Annotated in this window: 8 protein-coding genes; 3 read left to right on the top strand and 5 right to left on the bottom strand. The window is 61.8% G+C overall.

Going from position 1 to position 17843, the window contains the following annotated elements; translation table 11 throughout:
- Positions 1-2: 2 nt before the first annotated feature.
- Positions 3-677 carry a hypothetical protein gene (locus tag NCW75_05185; protein ID UYV13678.1) on the bottom strand — a complete coding sequence of 225 codons (675 nt, stop codon included), beginning with the start codon at positions 675-677 and terminating at the stop codon, positions 3-5.
- Positions 674-9616, bottom strand: a complete 8943-nt coding sequence (locus NCW75_05180) for a polymorphic toxin-type HINT domain-containing protein (protein UYV13677.1) — start codon at positions 9614-9616, stop codon at positions 674-676. The genes NCW75_05185 and NCW75_05180 overlap by 4 nt, the downstream gene beginning before the upstream one ends.
- A gap of 697 nt (positions 9617-10313) precedes the next feature.
- Between NCW75_05180 and NCW75_05175 the strand changes: the two genes are divergently transcribed.
- Together NCW75_05175 and NCW75_05170 are read left to right on the top strand one after the other, a co-directional pair.
- The gene (locus NCW75_05175) at positions 10314-10706 is read left to right on the top strand and encodes a BlaI/MecI/CopY family transcriptional regulator (GenBank protein UYV13676.1); all 393 of its coding nucleotides are present in this window, start codon (positions 10314-10316) and stop codon (positions 10704-10706) included.
- Positions 10703-13075 carry a hypothetical protein gene (locus tag NCW75_05170; protein UYV13675.1) on the top strand — a complete coding sequence of 791 codons (2373 nt, stop codon included), beginning with the start codon at positions 10703-10705 and terminating at the stop codon, positions 13073-13075. The genes NCW75_05175 and NCW75_05170 overlap by 4 nt, the downstream gene beginning before the upstream one ends.
- Before the next feature lie 82 nt (positions 13076-13157).
- On the opposite strand, the gene NCW75_05165 is transcribed toward NCW75_05170, so the two are convergent.
- Genes NCW75_05165 through lepA form a run of 3 tightly spaced genes read right to left on the bottom strand, consistent with a single transcriptional unit; the run spans position 13158 to position 16228 of the window.
- The gene (locus NCW75_05165) at positions 13158-13556 is read right to left on the bottom strand and encodes a VOC family protein (protein ID UYV13674.1); all 399 of its coding nucleotides are present in this window, start codon (positions 13554-13556) and stop codon (positions 13158-13160) included.
- Between the two features lie 58 nt (positions 13557-13614).
- Positions 13615-14403 (bottom strand): hypothetical protein, encoded by a 789-nt coding sequence (locus NCW75_05160; protein ID UYV13673.1) that lies wholly within the window; start codon positions 14401-14403, stop codon positions 13615-13617.
- A 4-nt stretch (positions 14404-14407) separates the two neighbouring features.
- Positions 14408-16228 carry a translation elongation factor 4 gene (gene lepA / locus NCW75_05155; protein UYV13672.1) on the bottom strand — a complete coding sequence of 607 codons (1821 nt, stop codon included), beginning with the start codon at positions 16226-16228 and terminating at the stop codon, positions 14408-14410.
- A 184-nt stretch (positions 16229-16412) separates the two neighbouring features.
- On the opposite strand from lepA, the gene NCW75_05150 reads away from it, so the two are divergent.
- On the top strand, positions 16413-17840 hold the full coding sequence (locus NCW75_05150) for a hypothetical protein (protein ID UYV13671.1): 1428 nt from the start codon (positions 16413-16415) through the stop codon (positions 17838-17840).
- Positions 17841-17843 lie beyond the last annotated feature (3 nt).

Here is a 17843-nt window from a genome sequence, read left to right as displayed (position 1 = left end):
GACTACTCTGGCATCCTATCTGGACCTTGCTGGTCTCGGACTTCGATCTCCTTAACCTTTAACTCGTTCACAATTGATGGACGGATCAGACCTAATCTCTTGTCGGTCACATACAGAGTTCCGCCAATCTCGTCGGAGAAGACATCCTTGTCCTCAATGGTCGATGCCTCGAACCACAATGGTTCATTGAAGTCGAGACCTCGCCCCGGGCGACCGCAAACCGAGCATGTGCCTCGATAAGTGATGTGATCACTCTGGATCATGACGCGTGCAGCCCTGCCAGCTACTACTGATGAGAAGTCCTGCTGCTTAATCCCATCAACTGAGACGCTGCCAAGTGAGAAGCCGCGCTTATTAAGTTCGAGATCTTCTACCAAGTCGTTGCGTAAGACCATCAGTTGCGCGCCAATGACAGTTACACGGGGACCGGAAAGACCACGCTTGCCGGAGCCCCATAAGGCCTGCGACCACAACTCCAAGCCCCGGGCGAAGCGGCCACCCGGACTATCGCCACGCGAATACGAACCATCAAGGTCAACGTCAATAGGCTGCTCCCAAAAACGCCGGAGGATGCCATTGCATCGATTGCAGGCAACCGTCGGATAGACAGCGTCCTGCCACTCGGGACTGGTATGTACAGCCATGTCGGCAGCAGGTCTCAGATCGTGAACCTTCACGGGATGATACCTAGCCTACGCATCTCTGCTGTGTAATCGGTTAGGAGCGATGTTCCATGCTTAAGGTCAAAACGGAAGTATGCCTCCATCAGCGACTCGTGGATCATCTGCGTTGGAACTTGTGGATCATCGAATCGATCAAACCAGCTCTTGACCTCGTCCCTGCCAGCCTGTTTCGTAGGCATACCTCTAGCCTTACCCGCATCGTTGATGAATACGTGTAATTCGGAGTGGTCTGCACTGGACAGCGCATCATGAGTTCGGCCTCCGCGACGTGGTCCTCCCAGATACATCGGGATAAGATGATGGCGACCGGCACCACAATTGTGCACCCATAGTCCTTCGTCACCGATGAGGTAGCTCGGGTCAGATGTAACCGTCAGGTTATAGACGGTGGTACGTTCGTTCAGGAAACGCAGGCGCTCGACGATCGCCCACCCCGACAGGGTTCGCACTCGATCGCATGGAGCGAGGCCATCGGCACGGGTCCATCCATCTGCACTACTGCCATCGAGCTCGCGCCAGAACGGATGCTCGTCCGTTGTGTCAATGACCTCGAGGCGGCCCGAGTGGTGTCGCACGGTCAACTCGAGCAGCGCAGCGCCCTCGGTGACGATCCGATCGGTGACGGTGCCTAAGACTGTGGCACTCGTTTCCTCATCAAGTGTCAGGACGATATCGCCGACGCGAACATCTTCAATAGGCACGATACCCATCAGAGTCCAAACGACCGTGCCCGCCGTAAAGCAGCAAGTGTTGGGTGGCTTACGCCTCTGGAACTGCCCCGCTCGATCCGCAAGCCCACCCGCCGCTCTTCCAAGCGCGCTGCCGCCCTTCGATGCATAGTGCTTGGCCGACTTCCACGCCGACGCGCCGATCTTGCCGATGAACGATCCCAGCCCGCTCTTGGCGAACATGTGCGCCAGCTTGCCTCCCGGCACCACGCCCAGCGCAAGGCCCATCGCCAACTGCGAATCGCTCGACTCGCCCAGCGCGTACAGCGCCACCTCACCGAGATTCCCCACAAACGGGAACGGCAAATAGCTCGCAATCGTCGCCGCGACGAGGGCGGCCGCCTTCGTATTCTGGCCCAGCGACGACAGCAGCGCCGCGCGATTGCCCGCCGTCTCGGCCAAGTAATCGTCCACGATGCTGAACGGATCCCACGAGAGCCCGAGCGGATCGCTCCGCTGCCACGGGTTCGACCCGAGGTACTCATACAGGTTCATCCCGTCGCCGTACAGATCCTCCATGCTGAACGCCAGCGACAACGCCGCGAAGCCGCGGCCTGTCGACGAAGACGCGAGCAACGCCTGCGCCGTCGCGTTCGGGTCGCGCTGCATGAACCGGCCCAACGCCGGCGCGTACACGCGATTCCGGTTGTGGTACAACGAGTGCGCATACGGCACCAGCCGCGGGCTCTCGGCACCGCCGTACCCAGTCACGATGCCGACGTCGAGCCGATCGAGGAACAGCCCCTTGTGACCAAGGTGCGGCAACGCCATCGAGTGCAGGTGATCCGCGCTCAGCACCGCGCCATACGCGTCGTACGTCCACTGGCCGACCACGCGCGCCTCGCCGCTGGGCCCGCCGAAGTCGCACAGGGCGACCAGGTCGCCACCCTCGTCCATGATGGCCCACCACGCGTCGCCTGAGCCGTCGTACTGCACGAGCAATTCGTCGAAGCCGTTATCACCCGGCCCCCATACATACTCACGCGCAAGGTACGGCATCGCCGTCCCGCCACCAACCTGGTTCTGCTCGTTCTGTGACTGCGACCCCTGGTTGCTGTTGCCCAGCACAGGGTCGATCACCACTTCCTGGATGCGGCGGATGCCGTCGTAGTACAAACGTTCGGTGCGGAAGTCGTCGGGATCCGGCGGATTCGGATTCGGATACGGCGACTGAATGCGGATGAGGCGGCCGTGCCCGTCGTAGGTGTAGTGCTTGACAATATCGTTGATGTCGACTTGTTCGGTGACCGAGTTCCACACCGCCTCGTTCACCTGGATCAACCGGTTCCAGGCGTCGTACTGGTAGTAGTAATCCCCGTCAAATTCGAGGTTGCCCGCTAAGTCGTACTGCGTCGGTACCGGACTCAGGGTTCCGGCGTCAAAATCGATCTGCAGGTCTTCGATCTCGTTGCGGGTGTTGATAGCCTGCAGCATGCTGAAGGTGTCGGTCCCAGCGTCGGGCGTAACACCACCGAGCGCCACGCCTCGTGGCGGCGAATAGGCGTACCAATCCAAGTCGCCCGTGATCGAACGACCATCCGGCGGCCCGGTGATCCCCGCCGCGGCACCACCCACCCAGTTGCCCAGCAGGTCCAGCGCCCACTCGTCGGTGCGGACTGATGTGCTGATCACCGGCGTCGACGGCAAGCCAGTCAGCGTGCCGTACTCAGTCTTGACAAGCCGGTTTAACTCGTCATAGCTGTTGAGCTGCGAGAAGAGGTTATCCTGGCTCACTGCCCCAACGGGCGCCTGTGTCAGGCGCGAGGTCACGCGATTGCCGAGGATGTCGTAGGTATACTCACCCCGGTACATCGTCTCTGGCGTTGAGGCGGCGTTCTCGAAGTGCAGGTCTGCCACGCGCCCAAATCGATCAAGCCCTTCCAAGCCAGCGACCGTGGAATCGGTATCAAACGACTGAACCACACCTCCGCCCGCGGAAGATCCGCCCAGAGTCAACGACTTCCGCCGCGATGCCCCGAAGTAGGCGAACTCCGCAATCGTCGGCTCACCCAGGTTGCACGTCATCTTCTCAAGCCGCGAGAGCACGTCACCATCGCCTCCGGCCGAGCCATAATCCATGGTGATCCGCCGCACCGGGCTGCCGGGGACTTGCGGATACTCCATCTCTGTCAGCCGCAGATGTCCCACCTGCGGTGGCGTGCCCCCGCCACTGGCGGTCGCGATATCGGTGTGCTCGTACTCCCATGAGTACGCGATGTGCGGCGTCGAGCCTGTGACGGCAGCTCCGATCGCTTGCCACTCGGTGAGCAGCGAGCCTCGGGCGTCGTAGTCGTACTCATTCTGAGAGATGAGTTGCAGCACTCCAAGCTCATCGGGGCCCCAGTTGGTGACCAATTCCAGATTCCCGGCGTCGTCGTACTCGTACTCGATTTTCTCTATACGGTCGACCGGATCGCCGCTCGACGGGGTCATCGCCGCCGGGTATCCGGCGGTGAAGACGCTTCCAACGCGATGGCCAACCTCGATGGTGACGAGCCGACCGAGATCGTCGTAGTCGTATTGGAACACGACCCCGCGCTCGTCCTCGCGCTCGGCGATCTGCCCCTGGAACGTATACCGAAGGATGAATGCCTCGATGCTTGTGGGATCTGTCGGTCCACTCCCAGCATACGGAACGAACAGCTTCCCGATCAGCGCGTTGCTGCTCGACATGACGGTGCCCGAATCATCCACGATCTCGGCGCCATACGACACGCTCGTGCGCTGTTCCACCCCAACCCCGGAGACATTCGTGTCTTGCGTCACCATGGCAGTCAGCCTGCCGTACTGGTGCTCGTAGTCCATGGTCCGAATCATGTTCGGGTTCGTCGCCCACGCGTTCTCGGTCTTGCTCAGAAGACGTCCAGCAGGGGAGTAAACATACCGAGTGACGCGCTGGTCAGGATCAATCAAGTGGCTCTGGTTGCCCCTGCCGTCGTACACGTACAGCCACAACGGGGCTTCGTCGGGCAGCCCTTGACGATTGAAGTCATCAAAGTCGTTGTTCTCCCAGTCGATGCCGGTAGGAGCATCGGGATGGGCAATGCGGTCATACTCAGTGACCGTCGTCGGGACGAACCCTCCGGCCTCTTCGGTCCCCAGCTCTGCCGTAGCGATTAACCGCTTCTCGACATCGTACCAGTTCACTGTGCGTGTGCGAACCGCATTTGGGGAGGGGCTTTTGTAAGTAAGCTCGTCGTTTGAGTCGTTGACGACGCGGGTCAACACAACAACATCTCTGGCGTTGCCATCCGCGTCATAGTCGTAGTCCGTCCGCGACAATTCGTATCCGTCGGAAGTTGTTGAGCCGGTGCCCGGCAGCACTGTCAGCGATTGAGCGACCCGACCGACGCCATCCAGTTTCGTGACCTGGATGGGTTGTCCAGGCTGCTGGCTGTACACCCGCTGACCACCCTTGCCGCTATACGAGAACTCCGCGAGATAGGGCGGCGTTGAACCGCCAGCAGACTCCATGTCGTATGTTCGGCGCTCGGTCAGGGAGCTATCTGGTCCGTAGAACATCTGAGTGATGGAAGTGGGTTTGAGAGAGAGCAGATAGAAGTCCGCCGGATCGGGAATCGCCGTGCCCGCCTCTTCTTCCTCCGGCGTGACCGTCGTCGGGTCGGGGGTGGCGGCGTCCAGCGTGCCGGCGCCAAAGGTAACCACCAACCCAGGCCGATCGGCGTGATCGAGCCAGGTCAGGGTTGACGAGAGCCGGGCGGCCGTCGCTGGGTCGCCCTTCTCGTACGAATCCACACGCACGGGGCGCATCCGCCAGTCGTAGGCGGTAATGGTCGCCGTTCCATCTGGATCGATGGCCGGTGGAACTTCGTAGTATCCGATGGAACCACTCGTGGAGCCCGTCGCTGGGTGAGCACCGAGTGGAACGTGCCAGCTTGGCATGCTGTCGTACGTGCGCATCGAGGTCGGCTGCCAAGCGTCATTGATGCCCGTGCCGTACTCGAAGCGCTCGGTCAGGATCATGTTGAACCCGGTCCCCACCGGGGCAATGGGCCAGTCCAGATCGTCCGTGCCAATATACGTGCGCAGCACCTGCCCTACCGAGTCCTTGGTTAGCCGCGTAATCGACCCATCAATCTCTCGCTCGCGATACACCTCGCCGAGGTCGTTGACCTCCTTGCTGCCGACCGCGAGTAACGCTCCGGTCGCATCGCGCTCCAGCAATGTCGCGTTCTGCAACCTTCCGTTGGCGTCCGGCGCGATCTCGAGCTGCCACATTTCTTGCCAGCTCGGCTCGTTGCCTTCGCCCATGGCGTCAAGAAAATCAAACGGTGTACCCTCGCTGTACAGATACTCAACGCGCCGCTTGACGTTTGGGTTGCCCCTCATCTCCACGGTTGCGTAGTCGCGCACCTCGCCTGGCGACAGAGCCACAAACTCATCCGAGCTCGTCCCGACCGTCTCTAGGTTGTTAAAGATGTACTCCCGTGCGATCTCCCACCCCGGGCTCCACGGACTTTCAATCGTGATCACCCGCCGCGCCCATCGGCGACCGTTGGGATAGAAGATATCCGAGAGGCCATTCCCATCGTACTTGAACGCGGTGATGTAATTCAGCGCCCCCGAAGCAGGAATTCGAACCCAATCGGACACCGCCGGAGGATCCTCGACCTGCGGGATTCCCACGGTCTCACCGTCTGGCGCCCCCACGCTGGCACCCGGCTCCGCGTCCACCACCGTGTATTCGGACCGGCCCTTCGAGTCGCGCTTGTAATACGTCAGCGTGATGGATGCGTGCAGATCGGTCGCCGAGCCGCTTGGGTTATCCGGGTCGATCACCTGGCCGACCGCTGACCATTTGCTGTTGCCGTCCTCGTCGAGGCTTTCCCACTCCACCGGGTAGTACCAGGAGGATCCCGGCCGTACCTGGCGCGGCGGGCCAACCACCATGTGGCTGAGGGCCGGCTGTTCGGTGGTCGCCGCCACCAGCGAGACGTCCCAATCGGACACGAAGTGTGTGGCTCGCATGCCTGGATAGTCAAGGTCTGGTGTCTGGGTGGTATAGCTTGGGGGTTCGTCAAGCAACTCATCAGTAGGTGCCGTGAACTCGACCTCGCACAAGACCTCCGTGGGTCGGTTGTCTTTGCGGAAGATCTGCCGCGTGTACAGTTCCAGTGAGGGTGACATGGTCGTGCCTACCCCCTTCTTCACACCCTGGGCGACGAGCTGCACGCGGGCGTTGGCCGGCACGGTCTCAAAATCCGGCTCGTTCCCGGGACCGGGGAGCACAACACCTTGGGCGAGCACGTCGTACTCGTAGAAGTGGATTAGGCCATTCTCCTCAGCGGTCTGGCCGGGCCACGGATCCGAATGTCCTGCTTCCCGATCTTCAAGATCCGCCGCCGACCACCCCACGCTCCGCTGTTCGACAAGCAGGAGGTCATCGCGTATGGACTTCCAGGGGTCGAGTTGCTCGGGGTGAACCGGGTTGTCAGGATCCGAGGGATCCGTTATGGTCGGGGGATCGGGGATCTCGGATCCCGTGAAGTAATCGTCAACGGTCTGGTAGATGAATTCTTCACCAAGCCCGCCTCCGTAAACAGAAATTCCATCGTCGGTGTATTCCCACCGGCGCTCCTTGAGGAGATATCCGGTTGGGCTAATCTCCACAACTCGCCGACCAAGTTGTCCCAACTTGACAGCGGCGTCGCCTTCGTAGTCTTCGTCATCGTAATCGCCGATCGATAGCATAGAATCGCGGCTGTTGAATTCGTCCACCACCGAGATCCACAAAGGATCCTTCAGGTCCATCGCGTCCGTGAGATCATCGTCAACGCCCTGAAACTGGGTATAACCATGCCACTGGTATGGATGCGCAAATACGCTTCGCATGGGATGTGTCAGGCTGTAAGGTGATCCGGATCCGCCAATGTCACTCGCCTGGGGCCAGAAAGAGGTCCCGGAGGCCGACCTTCCACCGATTGCCAGTGTCGGCGCGTGTAGCACCCGAGCAATTCGGTAAAACCTCTTCACGCCATCTTCGTCCCTGATCGCGGCAGAACCGACGACGGCTTGCTTCAGATCGCCAACGAGTCGATCCTTTACGCGTGTGAAATACTGCCCGTGCCCGGTAAAATCGCTCGCGAGCATCTTCGAGGCCTGCGGCACCCACGGATTTATCGTGTCTCCCCAGGAATTCTCCACCGGCGGCGAGAGCTCGACCGACGCGTGACGCCTAAGCGCGTCTTGTTGGTCCGAGTCGAGCAGGTCGAAACCTTCTGATGTCTCTTGTCGCCAGTGCGCGAGCTCATCGATATCGAGTTCTGTGTACAACGGATCGCTCGCCGACTCTTCCAGTGCGCGTTGTACGTCCTCGTCGGAGAAGATCAGATGCAGCCATGGGAGCTTATTCTGGTCACCGCCATCAAGATGCACGGTCTGGGTCTCGGTCAGCATCGGGCCGCCGGTATTGTATATGTACACGGTCGAATGCGAACTGTCCGACGTCGGCCCATCCGGGCGGCTCGTCACGGACGTTCGGATGAGGAGCGGAACAGATGCGACGTCGTCTGGTAGGGGTGCTTGGTCTTCTTCGAGATAGTGATACCGAACGAGATACCGCCAGTCTTCTTCGTCAGCATCGAGCGACGAGCCGACGATTGGATCCGGGCCGCCCTCGTAGTATCCCCCCTCGGTGTGTGGGAGTGACAACTGCGCCGTATCAAGATTGCCTGTCGGCTCGCCTTCAAAGACGTAGATCCGATCGAGCGCGGTATGGCTGAACATCTCGTACTTGCGCTCGTTGCCCGCGACGGTGACGTCATGCTGTCCGTGGATCCAGGAGATGCCGGTCGGCGGATCCGGGAGGGCCGGTGGCTGCGGGATCTGCAATGTGAGGAATCGACGATGGGAATAGACGAGCGTCCACTCCACCTCGTCATTGCCCATCTCGTCACGAGATTTGAGCTGGATGTAGTTGATCTGCCCCTTCCGGTTCGTCTCCTGACCCCGCTCATCACACAGCGGTGTTCCCGAATCGTCGAGTTCGAACTGCTCGACCTCGCAGTAATTGATCTCGACCTTGTGACCGTGCTTGTCCTCGATCTTCACGCACAGCCCGTAGTACGGGATGCCAAAACCGGGGTTGATCCCTGAATTAGTCGGATCGACTGAGTAGCCACTCCAAGGATCACCCCCCGCATCGATCACTTGGTTGGTTGTGTATGGGCGGTCGTGATAACTGGATTGAACGGGTCTCGTACCTCCGATGAGGTAGTCTGCGTTGTATTCATTCTCCGGCACGTCTTCACGTATCGCCACGAACGTGTACTTCACCGCGCCGTCGTACAGGCTGACTTCGTACTGGGTGGGCGGGTGCTCCCCAACGGCGTCAGACCAAGTCCTGTTTGTTGCGTCCCAGTCGCCGTTGTGTGTCATACGGGCACGAAAGCGAGGCGGCGCCTCATAAGTCCCATTGCTCTCAATCTGCTGGAACGGAATCGAGTGGTGGGCGTCGAGGATCAGCCAGCAGGTCCTTGGATTGTCGCCGGTCACGTCCGCAAGGGCCGAGTCGATCATCAAGATCGGATTCTCTCCGATCATCCAGCCGGCACCGGCCCAATCCCACCACTCGTCCATGGCGGGGACATTGCATGTGTTCAGCCGGTTGTCCTCACGGCGGCCGGAGCGGGTGCGATTCAGGCGAAAGCTCGCGCCGCCAAAGGGAAGCTCCAGATCGGTCGTCTGGATGAGCGGCAGGCCCGTCACCAAGTCCACCTGCCCGTGCAGCGTCGGGCGGCCGATGTCACGCCACGCCGTCGGCGCGCCGCTCGCGCCAGGCGGCAGCAGCGCCAGCGAGCTGCCCCCGAGCGTGGGCGACGGGGGCAGGTAGTTCCCCGGCGATAGGCTGGCCATCAAATTGATGCCCAGCCGAAATCCCCTCGGGTCCTCGGAGCGCAGGGTCACCCCAGAACCAAAAGGACTGTCACAGGCATCCCAAACCATCCCGAGCCAGCCCACCGACTCGAAACCGCTGCTCCAGGAGTACTCTCCCTCCGTAGTGCTAAACACGACCTGCGAGGTGGCAAGCGGACCGTCTAGCGGCAGGAGATCGCCGTTCAATTCGCAGGGGGTTTGTCCGTGGGCCCCAGCAGCCGCCGATATGCACACCGTGGCTGCGATCAGACGGCTCACGACGTTCCCACGCATGCTCTCAATCACTCGCATCACTGTCCCCTGCATCATCCACCCTGAATCCTGCCGGCCCAGACATCTTCTGCCTAGGTATTTCGCATCTTGTACCCGACCTGCTGCATCCGGTAAACACATTATTGGTCACTTTTACTGAGCTACTCGACGCTATCACATCGCAACTCTCGCGTTGATAGCACCTTGCGCTCGCAAAATTGAAAACCCGCAGATCTGGTTCCCGGTTAATTAATCCGGGTTCTCCAGTGGACATGTTGTCGGTTGCGCTCGGTACGAACACGATTTCATACACAACGGGTCGGCTCCGTCATCACTTCAGGTCAAGGCGACCATTGGCGATCGTGGGCTCGCCAGCAACTCCCAGTCCCGGGGCAGTAAAGCCCAGACTCAGCCCGACACTGCTGTTAACACGCTCCCTGTGCCCCGGAGGCCGCCATCGCGGCGTAGTGCAGTTTGAAACGGTTCCGATCGGGGAGCTTCCCAGGCCCGCGTCCAATATGGTCGCGGGCTAGTTGATTCTAAAGTTTGCCGATCCACGCGAACAGAGGAAGAGCTTCTGCGGCTGTCTGAATCACGCTCCATTCATGGCCGGAAGAACAAAAAGCGAGCCGTATTGCGAGAAGTGGCAGGCCGAACACACTCGTTTGGCGGAATGACGAGAACTTTCGTGATCCAGGCTTGATTGACGAATCCCTTCGTGTAAAATTGACGAAGAGACTCGTGAGGGGGCCGCGTGGCGAAGTCATCACCCGATCGAAAACCGACCGATTCCGAGCTGGCCATCCTCGCAGTGGTATGGGAGCACGGACCGGCCACGGTTCGCGAGGTCTTCGACATCATCAGCGAGCGACAGGACGTGGGCTACACCACCGTCCTGAAGTTCATGCAAATCATGACCGAGAAGGGCTTGCTCGAGAAGGACGCGACCGTCCGCCCGCAGGTGTTCAAGGCCACGCGGCCGCAAAAGCAGACGCAATCAATGCTCCTGGGCGACCTAGTCGACCGTGCGTTCAGCGGATCGCCGGGCAGTCTCGTTCTGCGCGCGCTCTCGATGCGCAAGTCGACACCCGAAGAACTCCGCGAGATCCGCGAGATGCTCGATAAGCTCGAAGGTGGCCAGCGATGATGGGCCTGGATCTATCACTGAGTGCCCTGGCAACCGCGCTCGGCTCTGCGGTGCTGCACTTCCTCTGGCAAGGCGCGGCCATTGGTGTTGTTGCGGCGTTCGCGCTAGCTCTGGCCGACAAGTCCAGGGCTTCTGCCCGATATTGGATCTCCTGCATCGCGTTGGCATCGTGCGCGTTGGCGTTTGTTTCTACGCTGGGGTATGCACTCGTGCCGGCGAGCATCACGGCCGGTTCATCGGTTCCACTCCCTGCGACCCCTACTCCAGAGTTGCTTGCGACGGTCTCGTCCGGGGGCTCATCTATTCCCCATCAACTGATTCACGGCATCGCCTGGCTCTGGATAGCCGGCGTTGCCGTGCTGCAGGCGCGCCTCTTCGCCCAGTGCCTCATGGCTCGACGCCTCACCCGGCATGCGGTCTCGAGCCCCTCCACCAGTTGGATCGAGACCTTCGGAGCGCTCAAGCACGAGTTGCGCATCAGTCCCAAGGTCCGGCTGCTCCGCAGCGCGACCGCAGAAGTGCCGATGGTCGTCGGCTGGCTCACGCCCGTGGTGCTGGTGCCGATGTCCGCCTTCGCCTCGCTCACCCCCGAGCAACTCCGAGCGGTTCTGGTCCACGAGCTCGCCCACATCCGCCGGCACGACCACGTGCTGAACGCCATCCAGATCTTCATCGAGACGGCCCTGTTCTTCCACCCGGTCACGTGGTGGCTGTCGAATCAGATCCGCACCGAACGCGAGAACTGCTGCGACGACGCGGCCGTCCGCTCATCACCCCATCCCAAAGTCTTCGCCGAGGCGCTCGCCCGGCTTGAAACGATCCGAAGTGCATCTCCCCAGGCCGCCCTGGCCGCAACCGGAGGACCGCTCATGTCACGCATCGCACGCATCGTCGGAACCAACCACCCCACGGCCCAACGCGCCACGGCATGGCGGGCCACGCTGGCCATCGCGGCCGGCACCATCGTCGCCGCCACGGGCATCGCGCACGCCCTGAGCGCCGATGATGGAGCCCAGGATCAGCGAGCCCTCGAAATCGTCCGCCAGTACGCCGAAATCGCCGGCGCCGAAGACCAGCGGGTCCGCGACCTCTACGACGCGCTCATCTTCAACGGCTCGGAGACCCAGCACGCCTTTGATGAGCACCTGGCCAAGATCAACGCCGAACTCGACGCGGCCATCGACGCGGGCAAGATCTCGCACGATGAAGCCGCACGACACCTCCAAGCCGCACAACACGAACTCGAAGCGAAGCATCACGCCTTGTTCACCGCTTCGGTGCTCGGGCAGACCGCCGACGAAGCCCGGCTCGCCATGCTCCGCCAGCAGGTCGCCGACGCCGTCGCCGCGGGCCGCCTCTCACGCGAGCAAGCCCAAGCCAAGATGGCCGAAGCAAGGGAACATCAGGGCCTCCACGCGAAGTTCATGGCCAAGACCGCCGAGATCCGCACCAAGATCCACGCGGCCATCGACGCCGGCGAGATCAGCCCCGAAGAAGGCCAGCAGAAGATGGCCGAGTTCGAGCGAGATCTCAAGATTCAATTCGAGCACTACGAGACCAAGAAGAGGCTGGCCGCGCTCGTCGCGACGGGCGAAGTGTCGCAACAGCAAGCCGATGAGCACCTGATCGCACTCCACCATCGTGCTCAGGCCGAGCACCAGAAGCAGGCCGCCGAACTGGCAGCAGTCAAGGCCGGCCTCGAGACCCTCGCCAAGCACGACGATCGGGCCAACGCAACCATTGCCAGGACTCGCGATGCCCTCCAGTGGTATTACCAGGGCCTCGCCGTTCAAGCCACCGAGCCCAAGCAGCAGCACGAGCACCACCTGGCCGTGATCCACGAGCACATCGCGCACGCCATCGATCACGGTGCCATGACCCCGGCCGAGGCCGTCAAGATGATCGACCAACTCAAGCAGCGCGTCGAGAAGTTGGCTCGCGTCAAAGCCGAGATCGCCGACCAGAAGAGGGCCAACGAGTTGGCCAAGGTCGAGGCGCTCACCCTGCGTGGCGATCTGGCTCGCGCCGAGCAGCTATACGCAGAGCTGCTCCACCGCACAACCCAAGAAGAGGCCGAGGCACGCGAGCGGGCCGAGGTCGAAGCCCGCGATCGGGCCGAAGCCGAGCGTCGTTCCGTCGAGCAGCAGCAGCGTTTGGCCGCTTACCTGATCGAGGCGGGCATCCCACGCGAGAAGGTCCCTTCGGCTCTTGGTGCCCTCGAGCGCATCGCCTACGAAATGAAGGAAGAAGGCAAGGACTTCGAACTCAACGCCCGCCTGCGTGGATGGCTTGAAGACAAAGGCTTGACCGATGAGAACATCGACACGCTGATCGACGTTGCCCGTCGCCGCGTTGGTGGGACCCGGTAGTCACGAGCCGGACACGCTGGAACACGAACGGCCCGGGCACTCGCCCGGGACGGTTTCGTTGCAGCTCCGAAGGGCTGGAACCTCACTCGGGCCAGATATCCGCGTCCATCACTTCGACCGAGTTTCCCGCCGGGTCTCGGAAGTAGATCGACCGACCGGCGCGGAAGAAACCCTCGGGCCAGGTAACCTCTTTCTCGATCTCGACGCCGTGCTGCGCCAGCCGCGCGGGCCAGGCGTCCAGGTCATCAACCAGGAACGCCACGTGCCCCGGCCCGGTCGCCCCGTGGCTGGGCACATCCCGCCCCGGCCGGCCCGACCAGTTAGGCTCGAACAGCAACAGCACCGACGCCTCGTCCACCCGCAGCACGGCCATCCGCTCGCTGGGCTCTTCCAGCAGGCGCAGGCCGAGGACCTCCGCGTAGAAGCGGGCGGCGGCGACGGGGTCGGGGGTGTAGAGGATGGTTTCGAGGAGGGTGGGCATGAGCGGTACCGGTTGATTGGTATCAGGTTTTAAGAGCTAATGTAGGAGATCTGCATCTTTATTCTACTACGCCGGGACTATCTGAGGCGTCATCGGGCTCCCACCATTCAAGCATCGCTACTCCCTCAAGCTGTACCGGATAATAAGTAGAGCCAGACAAATTAGATCGCTTCCTCATAGCTGATGCCACAGTCTTCAGCATCTTGTGAGCCAGTTTGCGCAGCTGGTGAATGTGAGCACCAATTTCATCCTCGGTAATCTCAAGGGAATCTACATGTAAGCGATCAGAAATCTCTCGGCGTCTCAACTTTGACGCATGGTACCTACTTGTGATCATGCCTCCATGATGTACGAGCAGGTGTCGTTCTTCCAATAGACGGGCCAGGTACTTCATATCATCCTTGGCCAATGGAGAAACACCAAGGCTTGAGAAAAAAGCTGCATTCACCTTCTTCGGTTCATTTAGTTTCAATCGTTCGCCCAAAAAGAAACCGAAACAGTGTGGAGTAGGCACATCCAAGATCAAAAGAGAAGTCAAGTCAACCGAAATATCAAACTTGGCACTCTTCAGTTCGCGCACTAACGTGGGATCGATATTGATGGTTGCGGCAAAGAGGTCTTTGCAAAACGCCTCAAACGAGGCTACTAAGCCGATTATCGCAAGTCTCGACACGCCAGTCCACAACGATTCGCTAGTCCGGGAACGGACGATCGTGATCAAGTCGTCGGTTTCAAGTTGAAATACTGGCCCAGGAGGAACCGCGCCGGAAAAGAAATCAAACGCCTCAATCAGTACAGCATCTGACAAATCTGTTCGCTTAGCCTCATTGTTCGCATGATTCGTCACGATCCTAATCCTCACTCGTATCCAAAACCGCCATAAACGCCTTCTGCGGGATGCTCACACTCCCCACGCTCTTCATCCGCTCCTTGCCCTTCTTCTGGGCTTCGAGCAGCTTGCGTTTGCGGCTGACGTCGCCGCCGTAGCACTTGGCGGTCACGTCCTTGCGGAAGCCCTTGATGGTCTCGCGGGCGATGATCTTGCCGCCGATGGCCGCCTGCAGCGGGATCTCGAACTGGTGCCGCGGGATCTGCTTGCGCAGCTTGACCAAAAGCTGGCGGCCGCGGGCCTCGGAGCGTTCCTTGTGGGCGATGAGGGCGAGCGCCTCGACCGGCTCGCCGTTGATGAGGATGTCGACCTTGACCAGCCGGTCCTCGTGGTAGCGGTCGACCTCGTAGTCCATCGTCGCGTAGCCGCTGGTCATGCTCTTGAGCTTGTCGTAGAAGTCGTAGATGATCTCTGCCAGCGGCACCTCGAAGGTCAGCAGCTCGCGCGTGTCGCTGATGAACTGCTGGTTCTTGTACACGCCACGGCGGCCCAGGCACAGGGTCATGATGTCGCCGATGAACTTCTTGGGCGTCATGATCTCGACCTTGCAGATGGGCTCCTGGATGGTCAGGATCACCGAGGGGTCGGGCAGGTCGGCCGGGTTGTGGACCTCGATGGTCTCGCGGACGTCGCCCTTGCCACGGATGTCGACCAGGTAGCTCACCGTGGGCGCGGTCTGCACGATCTCGACACCGCCCTCGCGCTCGAGGCGCTCCTGGATGATGTCCATGTGCAGCAGGCCCAGGAAGCCGCAGCGGTAGCCGAAGCCCAGGGCCTCGCTGTGCACGGGCGCGAAGGTGAAGCTGGCGTCGTTGAGGCTCAGCTTCTCGATGGCCTCGCGCAGGCTCTCGAAGTCGTTGCCCTTCTTCTCGCTGGTGGCGGGGTAGAAGTCGCAGAACACCATCTGGGCGGGCGGCTCGTAGCCCTCGAGCGCCTCGGCCGCGGGGTCGAGGTCGAGCGTGATGGTGTCGCCCACGCGCACGTCGCCCAGCGTCTTGATGGCGGCGATGAGGTACCCCGTCTCGCCCGCCTTGAGCGTGCCGGTCTTGGTCTGCTTGGGCGTGTACTTGCCAAGCTCGGTGACGGCGAAGGTGCGACCGAGCCCCATCATGCGGATCTTGTCGCCGGTCTTGAGCGAGCCGTCGAACAAGCGGATGTACACGATGACGCCCCGATAGTCGTCGTAGACCGCGTCGAAGATCAAGGCCCGCGTCTGCTTGATCTTGGGCGGCTTGGGCGGGGGCAGCCGGTCGCAGATGGCGTCGAGCAATTCGGGGATGCCGATGCCGCTCTTGGCGCTCACGCGCAGGCAGTCCTCGGCCGGGAAGCCCAGCGCCTGCTCGACCTCCATCGCGATCTCGTCCGGACGCGCCCCGGGAAGATCGATCTTGTTGAGCACCGGCACGATCTCGAGATCCTGGGCGACGGCCAGGTACGCGTTGACGATGGTCTGGGCCTCGACGCCCTGACTCGAATCGACCACCAAGATGGCCCCCTCGCACGCCTTGAGCGCCCGGCTGACCTCGTAGCCGAAATCGACGTGGCCCGGCGTGTCGATGAAGTTGAGCATGTAGGGCTTGCCGTTGTGCTCGTGCATGACCGTCACGGCCGAGGCCTTGATGGTGATGCCCCGCTCTCGCTCCAGGTCCATGTTGTCGAGGGTCTGGGCACGGGCCTCGCGCGCGCTGACAGCGTTGGTCGCCTGGAGCAGCCGGTCGGCCAGCGTGCTCTTGCCGTGGTCGATGTGGGCGATGATGGAAAAGTTGCGGATCTCTGGGTCCATGCTCTCGTCGGGTCTCTCTGGCAGCGGGTCTTGGGATGGGTGGCAGGCGGGGAAGTGCCGCCAAGCTGCCATTGTAGTTCGCACGCCCGCTCGAACCCGGTAATCGGCACGAGAAAGGCCGCCCATCGGCACGGGTCGACCCGTGCCGGGCTTGCCTCAGGCAGTTTCGCGTCAACGATATCTGGTGAGCCCCCCACCACCGAACAGCCCCGAAGCGCAGCCCGACCGCCGGGCCTCGCGCTCGGTGGCGATGCGGGTGCTGTGGAGCTTCCTGCCCGACTCGGTACCTCTCATGGCGAGGGCCAACTACCGGCGCGAGGCCCTGGCGGCGGTGTTCATGCCCTTCGCGTTGGCCGCCACCGAGGGCGCGATCATCAGCGTGCTGGTCCGCGTGGCCTACGAGGGCCGCGTCGATCCCATCCTGCTGAACCTGGCCGTGGGCGTGCTGGCGGCCGCGCCGGCGATGGCCAACATCACCAGCTTCGTGTGGGTCAAGCTGAGCCACGGCTCGCCCAAGATCCGCTTCATGAACCTGCTCCAGCTCGCGCTGCTGGCGATGGTGCTGGTCATCGCCTTCAGTCCGAGGTCGGGGCTGGGCCTGGTCACGACCACACTCGCGGTGGTGGCTGGCCGCATGTTCTGGGCCGGGCTCGTCACCATCCGCTCGACCGTCTGGAGCTACAACTACCGCCGTGATACCCGGGCCCAGATTACCGGCAAATTCGCGACCATCCAGGTTCTCAGCCTGGCACTGCTGGGCCTCGGCCTGGGCCAGGCGATGGACTACGACGATCGGGCGTTCCGGGTCATGCTGCCGGCCGGGGCCCTGCTAGCCGGCATTGGCGTGTGGCATTACTCCAAGATCCGCGTCCGCCACGAAGCCGCCCTACTAGCCGGCGAAAGCAAGGGCGAATCGAAGCGGGCGGTCTCGCTCAACCCATGGTCGGTCGTGCGCACGCTGCGAAACGACCGTCCGTTCGCGCGATTCATGTCTGCCCAGTTCATGCTGGGCATGGGCAACATGATGGCCGGCGCCCCGCTCGTGCTGGTGCTCCGCGAGCAGTTCGAGCTGGAGTACCTCGCGGGCATCGTCATCGCCAGCTCGATCCCATTAGGGCTCATGCCGCTGTTTATTCCCCTGTGGGCCCGGCTGCTCGACCACACGCACATCGTGCGGTTTCGCACCATCCATAGCTGGGCGTTCCTGATCAACCTCTCGCTCATGATCGTCGGCGTGTGGACCGACCAGCTCTGGCTCGTCGTGCTCGCGACCATCGCCAAAGGCATCGCCTTCGCCGGCGGCGTGCTCGCCTGGAACCTGGGCCACCTCGACTTTGCCCCGCCCGGCCGCGAGTCGCAGTACATGGGCGTCCACGTGACGCTCACCGGCGTCCGCGGGGCGTTGGCACCCATGATCGGCGTGGCCATCTATACGATCGCCGCCAGCTCGGGCTTCGGCTTCAACCCAGGAGCATGGACGTACGCTCTATGCCTGCTCATCGCGTGCTGCGGGACGGCGGCGTTCTTCGTGCTGGCCAAGGATCCGACCATCCGAAGCCGCATCCGCGAGGAGCCCTTCGAGACCGCCCCGCCCAGCCGCACGAGTGCCTGAGCA

The organism is Phycisphaera sp., from assembly GCA_025916675.1.
Taxonomy (GTDB): domain Bacteria; phylum Planctomycetota; class Phycisphaerae; order Phycisphaerales; family UBA1924; genus JAHCJI01.
The sequence above is the reverse complement of the archived record's forward strand: the minus strand, read 5'-3'. Positions and strand labels throughout refer to the sequence as shown.

Bases quoted from the DNA above. Each gene is read 5' to 3' on its own strand.
- NCW75_05170 (UYV13675.1), top strand. From the start codon at position 10,703: ATGATGGGCCTGGATCTATCACTGAGTGCCCTGGCAACCGCGCTCGGC.
- NCW75_05165 (UYV13674.1), bottom strand. From the start codon at position 13,556: ATGCCCACCCTCCTCGAAACCATCCTCTACACCCCCGACCCCGTCGCC.
- lepA (UYV13672.1), bottom strand. From the start codon at position 16,228: ATGGACCCAGAGATCCGCAACTTTTCCATCATCGCCCACATCGACCAC.
- NCW75_05180 (UYV13677.1), bottom strand. From the start codon at position 9,616: ATGATGCAGGGGACAGTGATGCGAGTGATTGAGAGCATGCGTGGGAAC.